This is a genomic window from Roseovarius salincola (assembly GCF_026891095.1).
Lineage (GTDB): Bacteria > Pseudomonadota > Alphaproteobacteria > Rhodobacterales > Rhodobacteraceae > Roseovarius > Roseovarius salincola.
Map to the genome: position 1 here is coordinate 321,892 of NZ_JAPTNL010000002.1, position 15,577 is coordinate 337,468.

Annotated in this window: 15 protein-coding genes and 1 pseudogene; 11 read left to right on the plus strand and 5 right to left on the minus strand. The window is 61.7% G+C overall.

Features of this window, described 5'->3' with window-relative positions; translation table 11 throughout:
• Nucleotides 1–47: 47 nt before the first annotated feature.
• The gene (locus N5A93_RS04110) at nucleotides 48–1,715 is read left to right on the plus strand and encodes an ABC transporter permease (RefSeq protein ID WP_268953789.1); all 1,668 of its coding nucleotides are present in this window, start codon (nucleotides 48–50) and stop codon (nucleotides 1,713–1,715) included.
• 4 nt (nucleotides 1,716–1,719) lie between these two features.
• Nucleotides 1,720–2,895 (plus strand): ABC transporter permease, encoded by a 1,176-nt coding sequence (locus N5A93_RS04115; RefSeq protein ID WP_268953790.1) that lies wholly within the window; start codon nucleotides 1,720–1,722, stop codon nucleotides 2,893–2,895.
• A 482-nt stretch (nucleotides 2,896–3,377) separates the two neighbouring features.
• Here the strand turns inward: N5A93_RS04115 and N5A93_RS04120 are convergent, their stop codons facing one another.
• Nucleotides 3,378–4,241, minus strand: coding sequence for a universal stress protein (locus N5A93_RS04120; RefSeq protein WP_268953791.1), 864 nt, complete (start codon nucleotides 4,239–4,241; stop codon nucleotides 3,378–3,380).
• Nucleotides 4,242–4,373: 132 nt separating this feature from the next.
• On the opposite strand from N5A93_RS04120, the gene N5A93_RS04125 reads away from it, so the two are divergent.
• Nucleotides 4,374–4,616: a helix-turn-helix domain-containing protein gene (locus N5A93_RS04125; RefSeq protein WP_268953792.1), complete on the plus strand. Its 243-nt coding sequence runs from the start codon at nucleotides 4,374–4,376 to the stop codon at nucleotides 4,614–4,616.
• Nucleotides 4,616–6,334 carry a cation:proton antiporter gene (locus tag N5A93_RS04130; protein WP_268953793.1) on the plus strand — a complete coding sequence of 573 codons (1,719 nt, stop codon included), beginning with the start codon at nucleotides 4,616–4,618 and terminating at the stop codon, nucleotides 6,332–6,334. Before N5A93_RS04125 ends, N5A93_RS04130 begins: the two co-directional genes overlap by 1 nt.
• A 292-nt stretch (nucleotides 6,335–6,626) precedes the next feature.
• Here the strand turns inward: N5A93_RS04130 and N5A93_RS04135 are convergent.
• Together N5A93_RS04135 and N5A93_RS04140 are read right to left on the minus strand one after the other, a co-directional pair.
• Nucleotides 6,627–6,752, minus strand: a pseudogene (locus N5A93_RS04135) (branched-chain amino acid aminotransferase); the annotation flags it as partial.
• 76 nt (nucleotides 6,753–6,828) lie between these two features.
• Nucleotides 6,829–7,071 (minus strand): hypothetical protein, encoded by a 243-nt coding sequence (locus tag N5A93_RS04140; RefSeq protein WP_268953794.1) that lies wholly within the window; start codon nucleotides 7,069–7,071, stop codon nucleotides 6,829–6,831.
• A 193-nt stretch (nucleotides 7,072–7,264) separates the two neighbouring features.
• Between N5A93_RS04140 and N5A93_RS04145 the strand changes: the two genes are divergently transcribed.
• Entirely contained in the window at nucleotides 7,265–7,720 is a 456-nt protein-coding gene (locus tag N5A93_RS04145; protein WP_268953795.1) for a DUF4168 domain-containing protein, read from the plus strand.
• A gap of 179 nt (nucleotides 7,721–7,899) precedes the next feature.
• Here the strand turns inward: N5A93_RS04145 and N5A93_RS04150 are convergent, their stop codons facing one another.
• Entirely contained in the window at nucleotides 7,900–8,769 is an 870-nt protein-coding gene (locus tag N5A93_RS04150; protein WP_268953796.1) for a branched-chain amino acid aminotransferase, read from the minus strand.
• A 173-nt stretch (nucleotides 8,770–8,942) separates the two neighbouring features.
• On the opposite strand from N5A93_RS04150, the gene N5A93_RS04155 reads away from it, so the two are divergent.
• From N5A93_RS04155 to leuC, 3 genes are all read left to right on the plus strand, one after another.
• Nucleotides 8,943–9,440 (plus strand): MarR family winged helix-turn-helix transcriptional regulator, encoded by a 498-nt coding sequence (locus tag N5A93_RS04155; protein ID WP_268953797.1) that lies wholly within the window; start codon nucleotides 8,943–8,945, stop codon nucleotides 9,438–9,440.
• Nucleotides 9,437–10,138, plus strand: coding sequence for a response regulator (locus N5A93_RS04160; RefSeq protein ID WP_268953798.1), 702 nt, complete (start codon nucleotides 9,437–9,439; stop codon nucleotides 10,136–10,138). The genes N5A93_RS04155 and N5A93_RS04160 overlap by 4 nt, the downstream gene beginning before the upstream one ends.
• A gap of 374 nt (nucleotides 10,139–10,512) precedes the next feature.
• Nucleotides 10,513–11,916 carry a 3-isopropylmalate dehydratase large subunit gene (leuC, locus tag N5A93_RS04165; protein ID WP_268953799.1) on the plus strand — a complete coding sequence of 468 codons (1,404 nt, stop codon included), beginning with the start codon at nucleotides 10,513–10,515 and terminating at the stop codon, nucleotides 11,914–11,916.
• Here the strand turns inward: leuC and N5A93_RS04170 are convergent.
• A complete protein-coding gene (locus N5A93_RS04170) occupies nucleotides 11,909–12,523 on the minus strand; it encodes an isopropylmalate isomerase (RefSeq protein ID WP_268953800.1) in 615 nt (204 codons plus the stop codon). The two genes, leuC and N5A93_RS04170, sit on opposite strands and share 8 nt — an antisense overlap.
• Before the next feature lie 133 nt (nucleotides 12,524–12,656).
• On the opposite strand from N5A93_RS04170, the gene leuD reads away from it, so the two are divergent.
• The 3 genes from leuD to N5A93_RS04185 all read left to right on the plus strand — a co-directional run bounded on the left by leuD (nucleotide 12,657) and on the right by N5A93_RS04185 (nucleotide 15,551).
• Complete coding sequence (gene leuD, locus N5A93_RS04175; RefSeq protein WP_268953801.1) at nucleotides 12,657–13,262, plus strand: 3-isopropylmalate dehydratase small subunit; 606 nt, start codon at nucleotides 12,657–12,659, stop codon at nucleotides 13,260–13,262.
• Between the two features lie 373 nt (nucleotides 13,263–13,635).
• On the plus strand, nucleotides 13,636–14,475 hold the full coding sequence (locus N5A93_RS04180; protein WP_268953802.1) for a hypothetical protein: 840 nt from the start codon (nucleotides 13,636–13,638) through the stop codon (nucleotides 14,473–14,475).
• A 125-nt stretch (nucleotides 14,476–14,600) separates the two neighbouring features.
• Nucleotides 14,601–15,551, plus strand: a complete 951-nt coding sequence (locus N5A93_RS04185; RefSeq protein WP_268953803.1) for an endonuclease/exonuclease/phosphatase family protein — start codon at nucleotides 14,601–14,603, stop codon at nucleotides 15,549–15,551.
• Nucleotides 15,552–15,577: the final 26 nt, after the last annotated feature.

Below are 15,577 nucleotides of genomic sequence, written 5' to 3' on the forward strand. Positions count from 1 at the left end.
GCGGCCCTCCCGACCACAAAGAACAAAAGCATACCGACGGGGACAAGATGAGCGATACCACCGATACTGGCCCGGTTCTGGCCGCTGATGGGACGCCACTCAAGCGCAGCCTGCGGCGCGCGATCCGCGCACAGAAGCTGCGGGCGCTAGCCCTGATAGCACCTTTGCTGATCTTCGTCCTCGTGACTTTCATCGCGCCGATCGCGGACATGCTGTTCCGCTCGGTCGAGAACCAGATCGTCTCGAATACGCTGCCCAATACAGTGGCGGCGCTTGATGACTGGGATGGCACCGGCGATGACCTGCCCGGTCAGGACACGTTCGAAGCACTTTACTACGACATGTTCCTTGCCGCCGAATCCAAGCGCCATACGCGGCTTGGTTCGCGTCTGAACTACGAAGAGTCAGGTATCTCTTCAATGTTCCGCACATCCGGGCGCAAGGTGGATGATATCGGCGAGGACCAGATTGACGCTCTCGAGGATATCGACGCGTCGTGGGAAGATGAAACCTTCTGGTTCAACATGATGAGCGGAGCAGATGACGCGCCAAAGGCATCCGGCATACTTGCGGATCAGCGCGAGCGTCTTGCCAAGCTGAATCAGTCCGGTTTCGACGGCGAAGTGGGCTTTGCTCCGTCGCAGGAAATCGCCGACCTCCTGCCGCGTACCGTGCGCGCTTATACCGCCTTTGCCCTCTTCACAGCCATTGCCGACGAAGATGTCGTGGCCGAGGAAGAACCATGGGAGGCTGTCAAGGTCGCCCTTGTCGAGGATCTGCACTCGGGCGCCGATCTGTCGGGATATGATGGTGCGGGCGCCGAGGAATTACGCGCCGCCCAGTCCGGATTGGCCGACCAGCCCGCGATCGACTACAAGCAGGCGTTCATCGACATGAACGAGGACTGGGGCAACCTTGACAACTGGAAAACCATCAAGATGTTTGCGCCCCCCTTCACGGCGGGGTATTTTCTGAACGCGGTCGATCTGCAGAAAACCCCTGATGGAGTGCAGTCGCGCCCCGAGAACGAACAAATCTACATCATGCTGTTCCAGCGCACGCTGTTCATGTCATTGGTCATCATGGGCAGTTGTATTCTGCTGGGCTATCCCGTCGCCTATCTGCTGGCGACCTTGCCGGCGCGCTCCGCCAACCTTCTGATGATCCTGGTGCTTCTGCCCTTCTGGACATCGCTTCTGGTGCGCACATCCGCCTGGAAGGTGATGCTGCAGCAGCAAGGTGTGATCAACGATACGCTGGTCTGGCTGGGGCTTGTGAATGATGCCGGCCGACTGGTGATGATCAACAACCAGTTTGGCACGATCGTGGCGATGACCCACATCCTGCTGCCCTTCATGATCTTGCCCATGTACTCGGTAATGTCGACCATCCCGCAGACCTATGTGCGTGCGGCCAGATCGCTTGGCGCGACCAACTGGACATCTTTCTGGCGGGTCTATTTCCCGCAATCGGTGCCGGGGATCGGTGCGGGGTCGATCCTCGTGTTCATCCTCTCCATCGGCTACTACATTACGCCCGAGATCGTGGGCGGCACCACCGGCACGTTCATCTCGAACAGGATCGCCTATCATATCTCCAGCTCGCTCAACTGGGGTCTGGCGGCGGCGCTTGGTTCGATCCTGCTGTTCGCGGTCCTCATCCTCTATTGGGCCTATGACAAGATTGTCGGCATCGACAACGTGAAGCTGGGGTAAGGCCATGACAATTACCATCACCCAACCGAAACCCGTTTCCTTCGCCGCCCCCGTGGCGGGATTGGCCGGGGCTTTTGCGGGCCTCTTGGTGGGCACCGCGCATGACAACTCTTTGCTTGGGTTGGTCATCGGCTTTGTGTTGACCGCGGCTCTGGCATTTGTCTGGTTGAGCGTTTTCCGGAAGGAGCGTATAGCACGATGGGTCACTTTTATTGCTTCGGGAACAATGGGTTACCTGTTGGCCGACGCGATGGGGGCGGTTATCGGGTTAGGGTTCGGCTGGCTGATCGGGTGGTTCATCTTCTGGCTGGGCGAGGGGCGTTACCGGGCGAAGCTGCCACCCTATACCACCGGGCAGCAGGTGTTCTACCACTTCGCGTTCCGGGTTCTGTGCGGGATGATCTTCTTTTTCCTGATCACGCCCATCGTCGTCGTGATGCCGCTCAGCTTCAATGCGCAGGACTTCTTCACCTTCACGCCCGAGATGCTGCGGCTGGACCCCGCGGGGTATTCTCTCAAGCATTACAAGGACTTCTTCACCAATGACGACTGGCAGCAGGCGATGTGGAACTCGATTTCCATCGCGCCGGTGGCGACGTTGTTGTCGGTGGGTTTCGGGACTTTGGCGGCGATCGGGTTGAGTGACGAGCATGTTCCGTTCCGGCGGGCGATCATGACGATTCTGATTTCGCCGATGATCGTTCCGTTGATCATTTCGGCGGCGGGGATGTATTTCTTCTACTCGCGACTGGGGCTTCAGGGCACCTATTGGGGTGTCGTCCTGGCCCATGCCGCGCTGGGAATTCCCTTTGTTATTATAACGGTAACGGCCACCTTGGTCGGGTTCGACCGGTCGCTGACGAGGGCGGCGGCGAATATGGGGGCGAACCCGTTGACGACGTTTTTCCGGGTGCAGATGCCGCTGATCCTGCCGGGGGTGATTTCCGGCGGGCTGTTCGCCTTCATCACCTCGTTCGACGAGGTCGTGGTGGTCCTGTTCGTCGGCTCGGCGGGGCAGAAAACCCTTCCGTGGCAGATGTTTACGGGCCTTCGCGAGCAGATCTCGCCGACCATCCTGGCGGTCGCGACGATCCTGGTCGTCATCTCGATCATGCTGCTGACAACAGTCGAGCTCCTGCGCCGCCGCTCCGAGCGCCTGCGCGGCCTGACCCCCGGCTGACGCCCGAAACTTCAGTACAAATCGTCCGTTTTGTACGGCGGTTTTGTACCGAAATCCGGCGGGGCCGTCCTCGTTCTGTACAAATCCCCCGATCAGGTGCTTTTGCGCCGGGTCGGGGTGGGTTTATTTGGAGGGGGGGGTGATTGGGGGTCAGAACCGTGATGGCCGTGTAAGGCCGAAGGAGTCTGATCGGGTCTGAACTGCCCTTGGCCACATCGACAAGCGCTGCACGGCGGAGTCACCGAATCTGCCATTCGCGCGTCGCGCAGCATTTGGACCGATTGAGAGCAGGCCTTTTTCAAGGCTCTCGGAGAGGGAGGATCAAACATGGCCGCGCCCCTCGAAGGGCAGATCATCGCACTGCTTGAAATGCGCGCGGGCGACGGCGTGTCGCAAGCCGAATCTTGCTGGCTTTGGATCATTAATCCCGCATGTTCGGTAACCTGATCTACCGCGGCATCGCGGCCATGCCCCAAGGGCAATCACCTGCTGCGAAGTGGCGGGATCGCAAGAACATCGACGGTTGAACTTCTCAGAACCTGCTCGGTGACGCTGCCTATCATCAGTTTTCCCACTCCACTCCTCCCGTGAGTAGAGAGCACGATAAGATCGGCTTTTTCCGCTTTTGCGGATTTCAGTATCTCGTGCTGTGGCGCTGTCGATTCATAACGTACCACCTGGTGGCACCCGCCGAGCCCGGATGAGACAACGAATTTCGCAAGATCGCGGGCTGCGTCCCGCTTCTCGTCATCGAGGTTGTTCTGCTGATCATCCCTTGGCATAGAGCCGCTGAAGGTCAACCGCAGCGCTGGCGCATCAAACACATAGAGAAGAGAATTTTTTGCTTGTTCGGTGATCCCGAGCGCGGGTAGCCGCCGAAGCGCGTCGCGAGACCCGTCAGAAAGATCAGTTGTCTGCAAAACATGTCTGTAACGCGCCGCCGGCGTCGCGTTTACCATGAGGACGGGACAGGTCACCGATCGGATTGTCCGTTCTGCAGTGGTCCCGATAAAGACATCTCTGAGAACTTGCCGCCGATGTGGTCCAATGACCAGCAGGTCAGGTTCCAGTTCCTCTGCAGCCCTGACAATCCCGGCGAAAGGCGACGCGAGAATGACGCGCGTTTCGCAATCCACGCCATCCACATCCCGAAGCGTTTCGGCCAGCAGCCGCAAAAGCTTGCTCCCCTGATCGTATTCGGCATCGACGACCCGTTTTGGTTGATCATCGTCAACGACGTGGACAACGTGGAGCTTGGCCTCAAACTGTCGCGCAAGAAGTGTCGCGCGTCGAAGCGCCCGATCTGATCGTTCGGAGAAGTCCGTGGCAACCAAGATCATCTCCATCGCATTACGTCCTTTCCGGCTATTTCGATCCGCCCGTTCTTTGAACGTAAAAACGCTCAAAAACCTGTCTGGATCAATAAACTCAGCTAAAATACGGTATAGGAATACAAACGGGGTGAAAAGACGTTCAGCATGTCTCAAGAGCAATATCAAACCGTAAAGGACGTGGCTGAGCTGCTTAAGGTCAGCGAAGTGACGGTTCGACGCTGGATCAAGGACGGCGAGCTTCGCGCAATTGATATCGGCAAGGGATGGCGCATAGGCCCGGGTGATCTTGATGCCTTTCTCGAAGGTCATGCGACACAACCCGCATCAGCAGTGAACGGGGCGGCAGACAAGCCTCGCGCCGGTGACAAGAAGGAGCAGAAGAATTGATGGAAGTGATTGTTCAGTCGCCGTTTGCAGAGATCGCAGCACTTTTGGTGATGGCGGCGGTGATCGGGTTCTTCGGGATCATCCTGCGCCAGCCGCTCATCGTCAGCTTCATCGCGGTGGGCCTCATTGCGGGGCCTTCGGCGCTGGACGTCGTGCGGTCGGACGAACAGATCAGTCTTCTGTCAGAGCTCGGTATCGCCGTGCTTCTTTTCCTTGTCGGCATCAAGCTCGATGTGAAACTCATCCGTTCGCTCGGGGCTGTGTCACTTCTGACGGGTCTGGGCCAGGTCGCTTTTACCTCGATCTTCGGATACCTAATCGGGTTGGCTTTGGGGCTGGGCGCGGTCACAAGCCTCTATGTTGCGGTCGCGCTTACGTTTTCGTCAACGATCATTATCGTGAAACTTCTGTCGGACAAGCGCGAGATCGACAGCCTGCACGGGCAGATCGCACTTGGTTTCCTGATCGTGCAGGATCTTGTCGTGGTTCTGGCCATGATCGCGTTGTCTGCGATCGGAATTGGCGCGGCAGGCGATGGCCATGGCGGCGGGTCGGTGACGATGGTGCTGGGGTCTGGCCTGGCAATGGTGGCAGTCGTTATCTTGTTCGTGCGCTACGTTGCGAATCCGCTGACCGAGCGCCTGGCCCATGCGCCCGAGCTTCTGGTGATTTTTGCCATCGCGATGGCGGCGATGTTTGCGGCGGCCGGAGATATTGTGGGACTGGGCAAAGAGGTCGGCGGGCTTCTCGCGGGCGTAGCACTCGCGTCCACACCTTACCGCGAAACCATCGCGGCCCGTCTTGCACCGTTGCGCGACTTTCTGTTGCTTTTCTTTTTCATCGCACTCGGGTCCGCGCTGGATCTGTCGCTACTGGGGGCGCATGTCACCGGTGCGATCATTTTCTCGCTATTCGTTCTGATTGGGAACCCGCTGATCGTGCTCGTGATCATGGGGGCTTTGGGCTACCGCAAGCGGACTGGTTTTCTTGCCGGTCTGACGGTCGCGCAAATCAGCGAGTTTTCTCTGATCTTCGTCGCCATGGGGGTTTCGCTGGGACATGTGCAGGAAGATGCCCTTGGTCTTGTCACCATGGTCGGCCTCGTGACCATCGCGGCTTCTACCTACATGATCACCTATTCGCACCAGCTTTATGCCGTGTTTGAGCGGTTCTTGGGTGTGTTCGAGCGCAAGGGCACCCCGCGCGAACCCTCCGAGACAGGCGCGCATCGTAACGACGGCCACAAGGTGCTTGTTTTCGGATTGGGGCGGTTTGGAACTGCAATCGGACTTCGCCTGCAGAAACGCGGCATCAAGGTGCTGGGGGTCGATTTCAACCCAATGGCGATCAGACGCTGGCGTGAACTTGGACTTGAGACGGAGTTCGGCGACGCATCCGACCCGGAATTCGTGGCCGAACTGCCCCTGCCGTATGCGGAATGGATCGTCTCCACGGTGCCGATCCATCCCACGGGTCTCAGCCATGAGGACACGCGCACGACGCTGATCCAATTAACCCGCACCTCCGGATTCCGTGGCCGTATCGCGGTTGCCTCGCACCATCCGCGTGATACGGAAGAGCTGTTCGCCTCCGGTGCTGATCTGGTGCTGGAGCCCTTCCAGGATGCCGCTGACCGCGCGGTCGAATTGCTCTGCGGTGCCCCGGAAGAGGAGCGAACCGAAATTCCATCCATCACATCCGAGGAACAGCAGGCATAGGAAACAGCGCTCCGGCGCGTGTTCCTTTGCATGAGGTGGTCATCACAACTGAAACCTGCAGCGTCCAGGGCACAGATAACAATTTGTCCGTAAGCAAAGAGCTCGAATCGACCGCCTGCACCTGCCGGAATTCAGCATCTCCGACCGTCCATTTCGCCCGCAGAGCCGCCTTTCGGCAAGTCGTCTTTTACAACGCTCCCAACCTAACCAGCATCACGCCCAGATCGAAACCGCCCTTGGCGTCAGGCGCATCCCCCGACACCACAAACCCGCGCCGCCGGGGCCGCTTCCCTCACGTCCTCCGAACAAGCCTCTCATACCCTTCCGCAATCTCGCGCGTCGGGGTGCCGACTTCGAAGGTATGGTCTCCGATCTGCCCGACGGGCGTGACTTCGGCGGCGGAGCCGGTGCGCTGGCATGGCGGGGCGCGCCCTGACCTTGACGCCGCGGCGTCACTCGCGACCGGCGCCACAGCTGGGCGATGGAGTTCGAGGTTATTCGGTTCCGGCGCCGGTCGTGCTGGTGATGCTGTCGGGGGCCTCGGTATCGACCGCGGGTGTGGGCGGCTGTGCCGGTGGTGTGCTGAGACTGCTATAGACGATCAGGCCGCTCATCAGCACCACAATGAACAGCAAAACGGTCAGGCCGCCCCAGGATGAGCTGCCTGCTGCGGGTACTTTATCAGGGTCCACGCCGTTGCGGGGATACCGGTGCAGTTCTTCATTGGGTGGATGCATGATGTCCTCCTTTTCGATGACGGAAAGGTAGGTGCGCGCGCCCGGTCAAGAAATGCCCGCGGCCGAGGACGCCGACATCCGGGCGTGAAGATGCCTGTCGGGGCGCGCCGGGTGGGCGGTTAAATGCCTATGACCGGCTTGAGCCGCCCAACCCGCGTGGGGCGACACCCCGCCAGCCCGGGAGGCGCGCGCCATGTCGGCAAATTTCCGCGACCCCGGTTTGCGCTCTGTGAGCGACCCATTAGGTTCTGCGATGCGTCCGAAACTTCAAGAAAGGTTTGAAATGTCCAACGCCAAGATACTTGCCACCGCCATCACCGCTGCGACCTTCGCGTTCGCGCCTGTCGTCGCAGCACCTGCAATGGCACAACAATCAACAGCGCCCGCATCCGTGTCGGAAGATGAGCTCGACGCCTTTGTCGTGGCTTACAAGGATGTCATCGCCATCGAGCAGGAATTCGGGGCGCGCCTTCAAGAGGCTGGCGACGAGGCCGAAGAGCAGGAGATCATCAACGAAGCGCAAGCCGAGATGACCCAGGCTGTCGACGAGGCCCCTGATATCGACGTCGATCGCTACGTCGAGATCCTGCAACTTGCCCAGACCGATGCCGATCTGCAGGCCCAGTTGACTGCCAAGCTTCAAGACTGACCTCCTCCGGCTTGGCTTCATGGCGCTCCCGCAGGGTTCCTCCCACCCCTGCGGGGGCGCTTGGCCATGAACTGGCGCCCGAGCGCCGTTTGATGGCTCCCAAGCCGGCGCATTGATCGACCGTCGGGAATGCCCCGACGCACCCGGCGCCTTGAACCGCGCCGCCGGGTGGCACGCCGTCACAACCCCCGGACGCGCTTTTCGTAGCCTTCGGCGATGTCGCGGGTGAGTTGGCCGACCTCGAACGTGTAGTCGCCGATCTGCCCGACGGGCGTCACTTCGGCGGCAGAGCCGGTGAGCCAGCATTGTTCGAAGCCTTCGAGTTCTTCGGGCATGATGTGGCGCACGTTGACCTTGATGCCGCACTCTTGGAGCATTTCGATCACGGTCTGGCGGGTGAGGCCGTTGAGGATGGCGTCGGGGTCGGGGGTGTGGACCTCGCCGTCCTTGACGAAGAACACGTTGGCGCCTGTCGCCTCGGCCACATAGCCGCGGTAATCCATGAACAGCGCGTCCGAGCAGCCCTTGGCCTCGGCGGCGTGTTTGGACATGGTGCAGATCATGTAGAGGCCGGCCGCCTTGGCGGCGGTGGGGATGGTCTCGGGGCTGGGGCGTTTCCACTTGGCGATGTCGAGTTTCGCGCCCTTCATCTTGGCGTCGCCATAGTAGTTGCCCCATTCCCAGGCGGCGACGGCCATGCGGACCGGGTTGCGGGCGGAGGCGACGCCCATGTCCTCGCCCGCGCCACGGAAGGCGACGACACGCACATAGGCGTTTTCCAGCCTGTTGGCATCGAGCACGGCCTGTTTTGCGGCTTCGATCTGATCAACGCTGTAGGGGATCTCCATGTCCATCAGCGCGCCGGATTTCAGCAGGCGTTCGGAATGTTTGCGCGACAGGAAGATGGTGCCGTCATAGCAGCGCTCGCCCTCGAAGACGGAGCTGGCGTAATGCAGGGCATGGGAGAGGATATGCACATTGGCCGCGCGCCAGTCGACAAGGGTGCCATCCATCCAGATCTTGCCGTCGCGATCATCGTAGCCAGCCATCGTTCTTCTCCTTCAGCGCAGTGGTCAATTTGCATTTGTTGCGCGCGAAACGTCCGAAGTGGACATAATATTGCGTCGAAACTGCGATTCGCTACCAGTTCGTCCTTGGAATGTCAATAAAGCTGACGTAATGTGGCGGCGAGCGCCCCATGCTGCGCGACCGGAGGAGCGACATGCCCGAACGCCCAGGCGGAGAGACCCTGCTGTTCCTGACGGATGAACAGCTGCGACAGGGGATCGAGGCGATGTTCTTTGCCTATCGCGGGTTCACCGCCGATCCCGACAGGATCCTGGCGACGCTGGCCTATGGGCGGGCGCATCACCGGGCGGTGCATTTCATCGCGCGCATCCCGGGCACCACGGTCAACAACCTGCTGGCCATTCTGGGGGTGACGAAACAGTCGCTCAACCGGGTGCTGCGCACGCTGATCGAGGACGGGCTGGTGGAAAGCCGGGTGGGCAATGCCGACAAGCGGGAGCGCCACCTTTACCTGACCGAGGAGGGCGAGGCGCTGGAGCGGCGGCTGTCGGATGCGCAGCGCGCGCGGATGCGGGCGGCCTATCGCGCCGCCGGGCCGGAGGCGGTGGCAGGGTTCCGGCAGGTGCTTGAAGCGATGATGGACCCGGACATGCGGCGCCGTTATCATGCGATAAGGGAAAAGGACACATGAGCGACCCGAGCCCCCATCTCCTGATCGTGGATGACGATGAACGCATCCGGGGCTTGCTGCGCAAGTTCCTGATAAGGAACGGTTTCCTGGTATCGGTGGCGCGCGACGCGGCACATGCGCGCCGGATCCTGTCAGGTCTGGATTTCGACATGATCGTGATGGACGTGATGATGCCGGGCGAAGATGGCGTGGCGCTGACGCGGGCGCTGCGCGAGACATCGGCCATGCCGATCCTGCTGCTGACCGCGCGCGGCGAGACCGAAGAGCGGATCACCGGGCTGGAGGCTGGGGCCGACGATTACCTCGCCAAGCCCTTCGAGCCCAAGGAGCTGCTGCTGCGGATCAACGCGATCCTGCGCCGGATGCCTGAACCCCAGTCCGAGGCGAATGTACCCAAGGTGTTGCAGATGGGGCCGGTGCGTTTCGATATCGAGCGCGCGGAGCTGATGCGGGGCAACGAGCCGGTGCGCCTGACGGCGACCGAGGTGCAGCTGATGCGCATCTTTTCGGAGCATCTGCGCGAGCCGGTCAGCCGCGCCAAGCTGGTCGAGGATCTGGGCCGCGACAAGGGCCAGGCGCAGGAACGTGCGGTGGATGTGCAGATCACCCGCCTGCGCCGCAAGATCGAATCCGATCCCAAGCAGCCGCGCTATCTTCAGACGGTGCGCGGCGAGGGCTACATGCTGGCGCCAGACTGAACCGGCGTGATCCGGATGAGCGCCTGCGGCGCGCGGTTTGCCATTGGGGAAGGGGGCGCGGCCCCCTCTTGGCCCTTGGCCAATTCACCCCCGGAGTATTTGCGGCACGGTGAAGGGCGGCGGCATTGCGGGCTTCATCTTGCAAAAAATACTCATATACCCACGGCGCCGCCGGGCGCGACGCATCCAATCCTCTTGATAGAGTCCGGGATCGGGAGTATCTGACAGGGCATGAAACCTGTATTCGACATGGATGACCGCGCGCGCCTGCCCTGGCGGTTTTTCGGCGCGACGCTTTCGGTGCTGGCCCGTCTATGAGGCCCGGCCTGACCTGTTGAGCTATCCGATACATTCCGCCAAACGGGAGAGAACCCATGTCCCCCAAGACACTCTATGACAAGATCTGGGATGCGCATCTGGTGCATGAAGCCGATGATGGCACCTGCCTTCTTTATATCGATCGCCACCTCGTGCATGAGGTGACCAGCCCGCAGGCCTTCGAGGGGCTGCGCATGGCCGGGCGCAAGGTACGCAAGCCCGGCAACACCATCGCCGTGCCCGATCACAACGTGCCGACGACACCGGACCGGGTGAATGGTATCCAGAACCCGGAAAGCCGTATCCAGGTCGAGGCGCTGGACAAGAACGCCAAGGATTTCGGCATCCATTACTACCCGGTGAACGATATCCGTCAGGGCATCGTGCATATCGTCGGGCCGGAGCAGGGCTGGACCTTGCCGGGGATGACGGTGGTCTGCGGTGACAGCCATACCGCCACGCATGGCGCATTCGGCGCGCTGGCGCACGGCATCGGCACGTCCGAGGTCGAACATGTGCTGGCCACCCAGACGCTGATCCAGACCAAGTCGAAGAACATGAAGGTCGAGATCACCGGACAGTTGCGCCCCGGCGTGACCGCCAAGGACATCACCTTGTCGGTGATCGGGCGCACCGGCACGGCCGGGGGCACCGGCTATGTCATCGAATATTGCGGCGAGGCGATCCGCTCGCTCAGCATGGAAGGGCGCATGACCGTCTGCAACATGGCGATCGAGGGTGGCGCGCGCGCCGGTCTGATCGCGCCGGACGAGACCACCTATGCCTATATCAACGGTCGCCCCCACGCGCCCAAGGGCGCCCAGTGGGAGGCCGCGATGGCCTGGTGGAAGACGCTCTATTCCGATGACGACGCGCATTGGGACAAGGTCATCACCATCAAGGGCGAGGAGATCGCGCCGGTCGTCACCTGGGGCACCAGCCCCGAGGATGTTCTGGCGATCACCGAGAGCGTGCCCGCCCCCGAGGATTTCGAGGGTGGCAAGGTGGATGCCGCGCGCCGGGCGCTGGATTACATGGGTCTCAAGCCCGGCCAGAAGCTGAGCGAGATCGAGATCGATACGGTGTTCATCGGCTCATGCACCAATGGCCGTATCGAGGATCTGCGCGCCGCCGCCGAGATCCTGAAGGGCAAGAAGATCAAGGACGGTCTGCGCGCGATGGTCGTGCCGGGCTCAGGCCTTGTGCGTGCGCAGGCCGAGGAAGAGGGGCTGGCAGACATCTTCAAGGAGGCCGGTTTCGAGTGGCGTCTGGCGGGCTGTTCGATGTGCCTGGCGATGAACCCGGACCAGCTGACGCCGGGCGAGCGTTGCGCGGCCACGTCGAACCGCAATTTCGAGGGCCGTCAGGGCCGGGGCGGGCGCACGCATCTGATGTCGCCGCAAATGGCGGCTGCGGCCGCGGTGACAGGCAGGCTGACCGATGTCCGGGATCTCATGTAGGCCCGTCGCGCCGGATGCTCAGAAGATGGGCGGCGGCGTTGATGGCGACAAGCGCGATTCCCGAGAGTTCGAGAACCCAGTTCATGCGGACTCCGGCGATGCTGTGGCCGATCAGGGCGTCGACATGGTGAAAGCCGACCGCACGCACCAGCACGAAGGCGAGGATCGCCGTCAGGCCCGTCAGCGCGACGGCGTTCTGCCAGAAGGCCTTGCGGATGATCCAGAGCAGGATCAGCCCGTAAAGGCCGGTGAGCAGGATCAGCGACAGGATCGCCGTCACCTGAACGCCGCGTCTTTCGCCGTACCAGCCCTGAAGCTGGGCGGTGCAGCGCGCCGCGGCGGTGGCGAGCGACTGGAGATCGAGCTGCTTGTTCACCGCCAAGAATGCCAGGATCAGCGCCAGAAAGGACCAGAAGAACCGCTGGCCCGACGGGTGGCGCGGCAGGTGGCGGCGCACGGCAATGGCCAGCACGCAGGCCAGGGCATAGGCGAAAACGGTGATCCAGCCCATCAGGTGGGGGTCACCGATCCGCGCCTGCCAGCGATCGGAGGTGCAGGTGGCGATCCACTGAAGATCCGGCCAGGAGATGCGCAAGATGTCGTTCACGATTGCGGAGTCTACGCCAGCTCTCTCTCACTGACCACTGGCTTCGTGGCCTCCGCGCCGCTGGCCGCACAAGTTTCATTCTAGGCGATCCTTGCTGAACAACCCCGGCTCGTGAAGGGCCAAGGAGGACAAGATGGAAAAGTTCGAAAAACTTACCGGCATCGCAGCGCCGCTGCCGCAGATCAATGTCGATACCGACATGATCATCCCCAAGCAATTCCTGAAGACCATCAATCGCACGGGATTGGGAAAGAACCTGTTCGACGAGATGCGGTTTGACGACAATGGCGACGAGATCCCCGATTTCGTCCTCAACAAGCCGAAATACCGCGAGACCGAAATCCTGATTGCGGGCGACAATTTCGGCTGTGGCTCGTCGCGCGAGCATGCACCCTGGGCGATCAAGGATTTCGGCATCCGCTGCATCATCGCGCCCAGCTTTGCGGATATCTTCTACAACAACTGTTTCAAGAACGGCATCCTGCCCGTCGCGCTGCCACAGGAGAAGGTGGATATCCTGATGAAGGATGCCGAGAAGGGATCGAATGCGCGCGTCACCGTCGATCTGGAGAACCAGACCGTGACCACATCGGATGGCGAGGTGATCGCCTTCGAGGTCGATCAGTTCAAGAAGCATTGCCTGCTGGAGGGGCTGGACGATATCGGGCTGACCATGGAAAAGGCGGCCGCAATCGACAGTTTCGAGACGCAGGCCGAGACCGCGCGCCCCTGGGTATAGCCCCGGGCCAAGCCCGGAAATCTGCCCCGTCGCAGGGGGGCGAGCGCCACCGGGTCAACCGCCGGTGGCGTTTTCGTGTCATGGGTCCGGGCGGTGTTGCTCAGGACTAGTGTGCGCGCAGCGTTCATCCACTTGATGTTGTGGTTGCCAACTAGAATGCCAAATTTCCGAACGCGAATTGATGCATTCTCGCACCACCTGCTTCATCAATTCGCCCGAAATGCCGTGTCTTATGAACCTTCAGCTTGAGCCGGGGTCTGAAAGTGGGCAGAAATTGGACAGAAATGAGGCAGTCCGCCACAATTGGCGGTATCAAGTTGGCACAATGGCGCGACAAAGTATCGGGCCGGACCAGTTTGAAGGGACATGGGCAGTGGTTTCAAAGGTAGCACATGCGCTGGTGCGCGCATTTCTGGTCGCGTTGCTGGTAGCGACGCCGTCTCTGCTTTTGCCCGAAACGCCTTCGGATACAGCGCAGCTTGTGCTGGTGCTGGCGATCCTGGCCTCGTTCATGACCTTCCTCGAATATTACGGGCGGTACCCGAGTATCGTCGAGTTCCGCTTTGCGCCGCCATTCAACCGGCTGAAATTCGTGGGGCTGGCGCTGACGGTGCTGCTGCTGACGCTGATCCTGCGCGGCAAGGCCAATCCCACTGAGCTGACCATGTTCCTGACGGTGCTTGGCAATGGTCTGGGAGAGGTGATCGATTTCCCCTATTCGCCGGTGCGGTTGATGGTTCTGATGATGCCGGCCGATGCCGATGCGGCGCTGATCGCCTCGGTGCGCACGGCGGCGGGGCTGTCTTATACGATCTCGATCGTGATGATGTTCGTGTTCCTCACCTATGTGCGCTTCCTGGGCTGGCCGCTGCGGAACGGTGCGTTCAATGTCTGGGTCAACCTGCCGATGTTCGATCCGACGGGCGGAGGCGACGTGCTTCATCGTCTCAAGCGCGATGCCGGTCTTAACATTGTGTTAGGAACTTTGCTGCCATTCTTGATTCCGGCGGCGATCAAGGCGGCATCCGATCTGATCAACCCGGTTTCGATCGCCGACTCGCAGACCATGATCTGGACGGTGACCGCATGGGCCTTTTTGCCTGCCAGCATGTTGATGAGGGGCATCGCGATGTCGCGTATCGCCGAGATGATCGTCGAGAAGCGCCGCCGCGCCCATGCCCGCGCACAAGCCGAGGCGATGCAGGGCGCCTGAGCGCGCTTGCGTTTGCGATTCTGCTGATCGGTCTGGCGCAGGCGGCCGCGGGAGAGAGCCTGCGCATCGCCGGTTTTCACACGGAACTCAAACGAGACGGCCCCGGCCTTTTGCTGCGCGATCTCATGCGCGGCGACGATGCGCAGATCGACGCGGTGGCGGCGGTCATAGCCGCTGCGTCGCCGGACGTTATCGTTCTTCAGGGGGTCGATTACGATCTGGAGCTGCACGCGCTGGGCGCGTTGCGTGACCGGATCGCCGAGGCCGGGGCGGATTTCGGGCATATCTTCGCGCTGCGGCCCAATCGCGGGATGCCGACCGGGCAGGACATGGATGGCAATGGCCGACTTGGCGAACCCGCCGACCGGCAGGCCTATGGCGCGTTCTCGGGGCAGGGCGGGATGGCGATCCTGTCGCGCTATCCGATCGACGCGGCAGGGGTGCGCGATTTCTCGGCGCTTTTATGGAAGGACATGCCGGGCGCTGATCTGCCTGTGGTGGATGGCGCGCCCTTTCCCAATGCGCCCGCACTGGCGGTGCAGCGGCTGTCGTCGGTGGGGCATTGGGTGGTGCCGGTCATCCTTCCGGATGGGCCGTTGCACCTGTTGACCTTTCATGCCTCGACGCCGGTTTTCGACGGGCCGGAAGACCGCAACGGGCGACGCAACCATGATGAGCTGCGGTTCTGGTCGCTTTACCTTGATGGGGCGTTCGGAACGGCGCCGGCGTCGCGCTTCGTGCTGGCGGGTGCGGCCAACCTTGCCCCCGACGAGGGCGAGGGGCGGCACGGGGCGCTGCGGGCGCTGCTGGCGGATGCGCGCCTGCAGGACCCGCGCCCGCGCCGCAGCGCGCCGGTGCCGCGCGACCCGGCGCGCGCCGCCGATCCGGCATTCGATACGGTTCACTGGCCCGCGCCGGGGCCGGGCGGGCGGCGGGTGGATTACATCCTGCCTTCGGCGGACCTTGGGGTGCTGGCATCAGGCGTGCTGTGGCCCGCGCCGGGCGAGACGTTGCATGCGAAAGTCGAGGCGGCCAGCCGGCACCGGCTGGTCTGGGTCGATCTGGCGCGGCGCTGAGCGGGCTTTCTTGACCATTCCCCGGC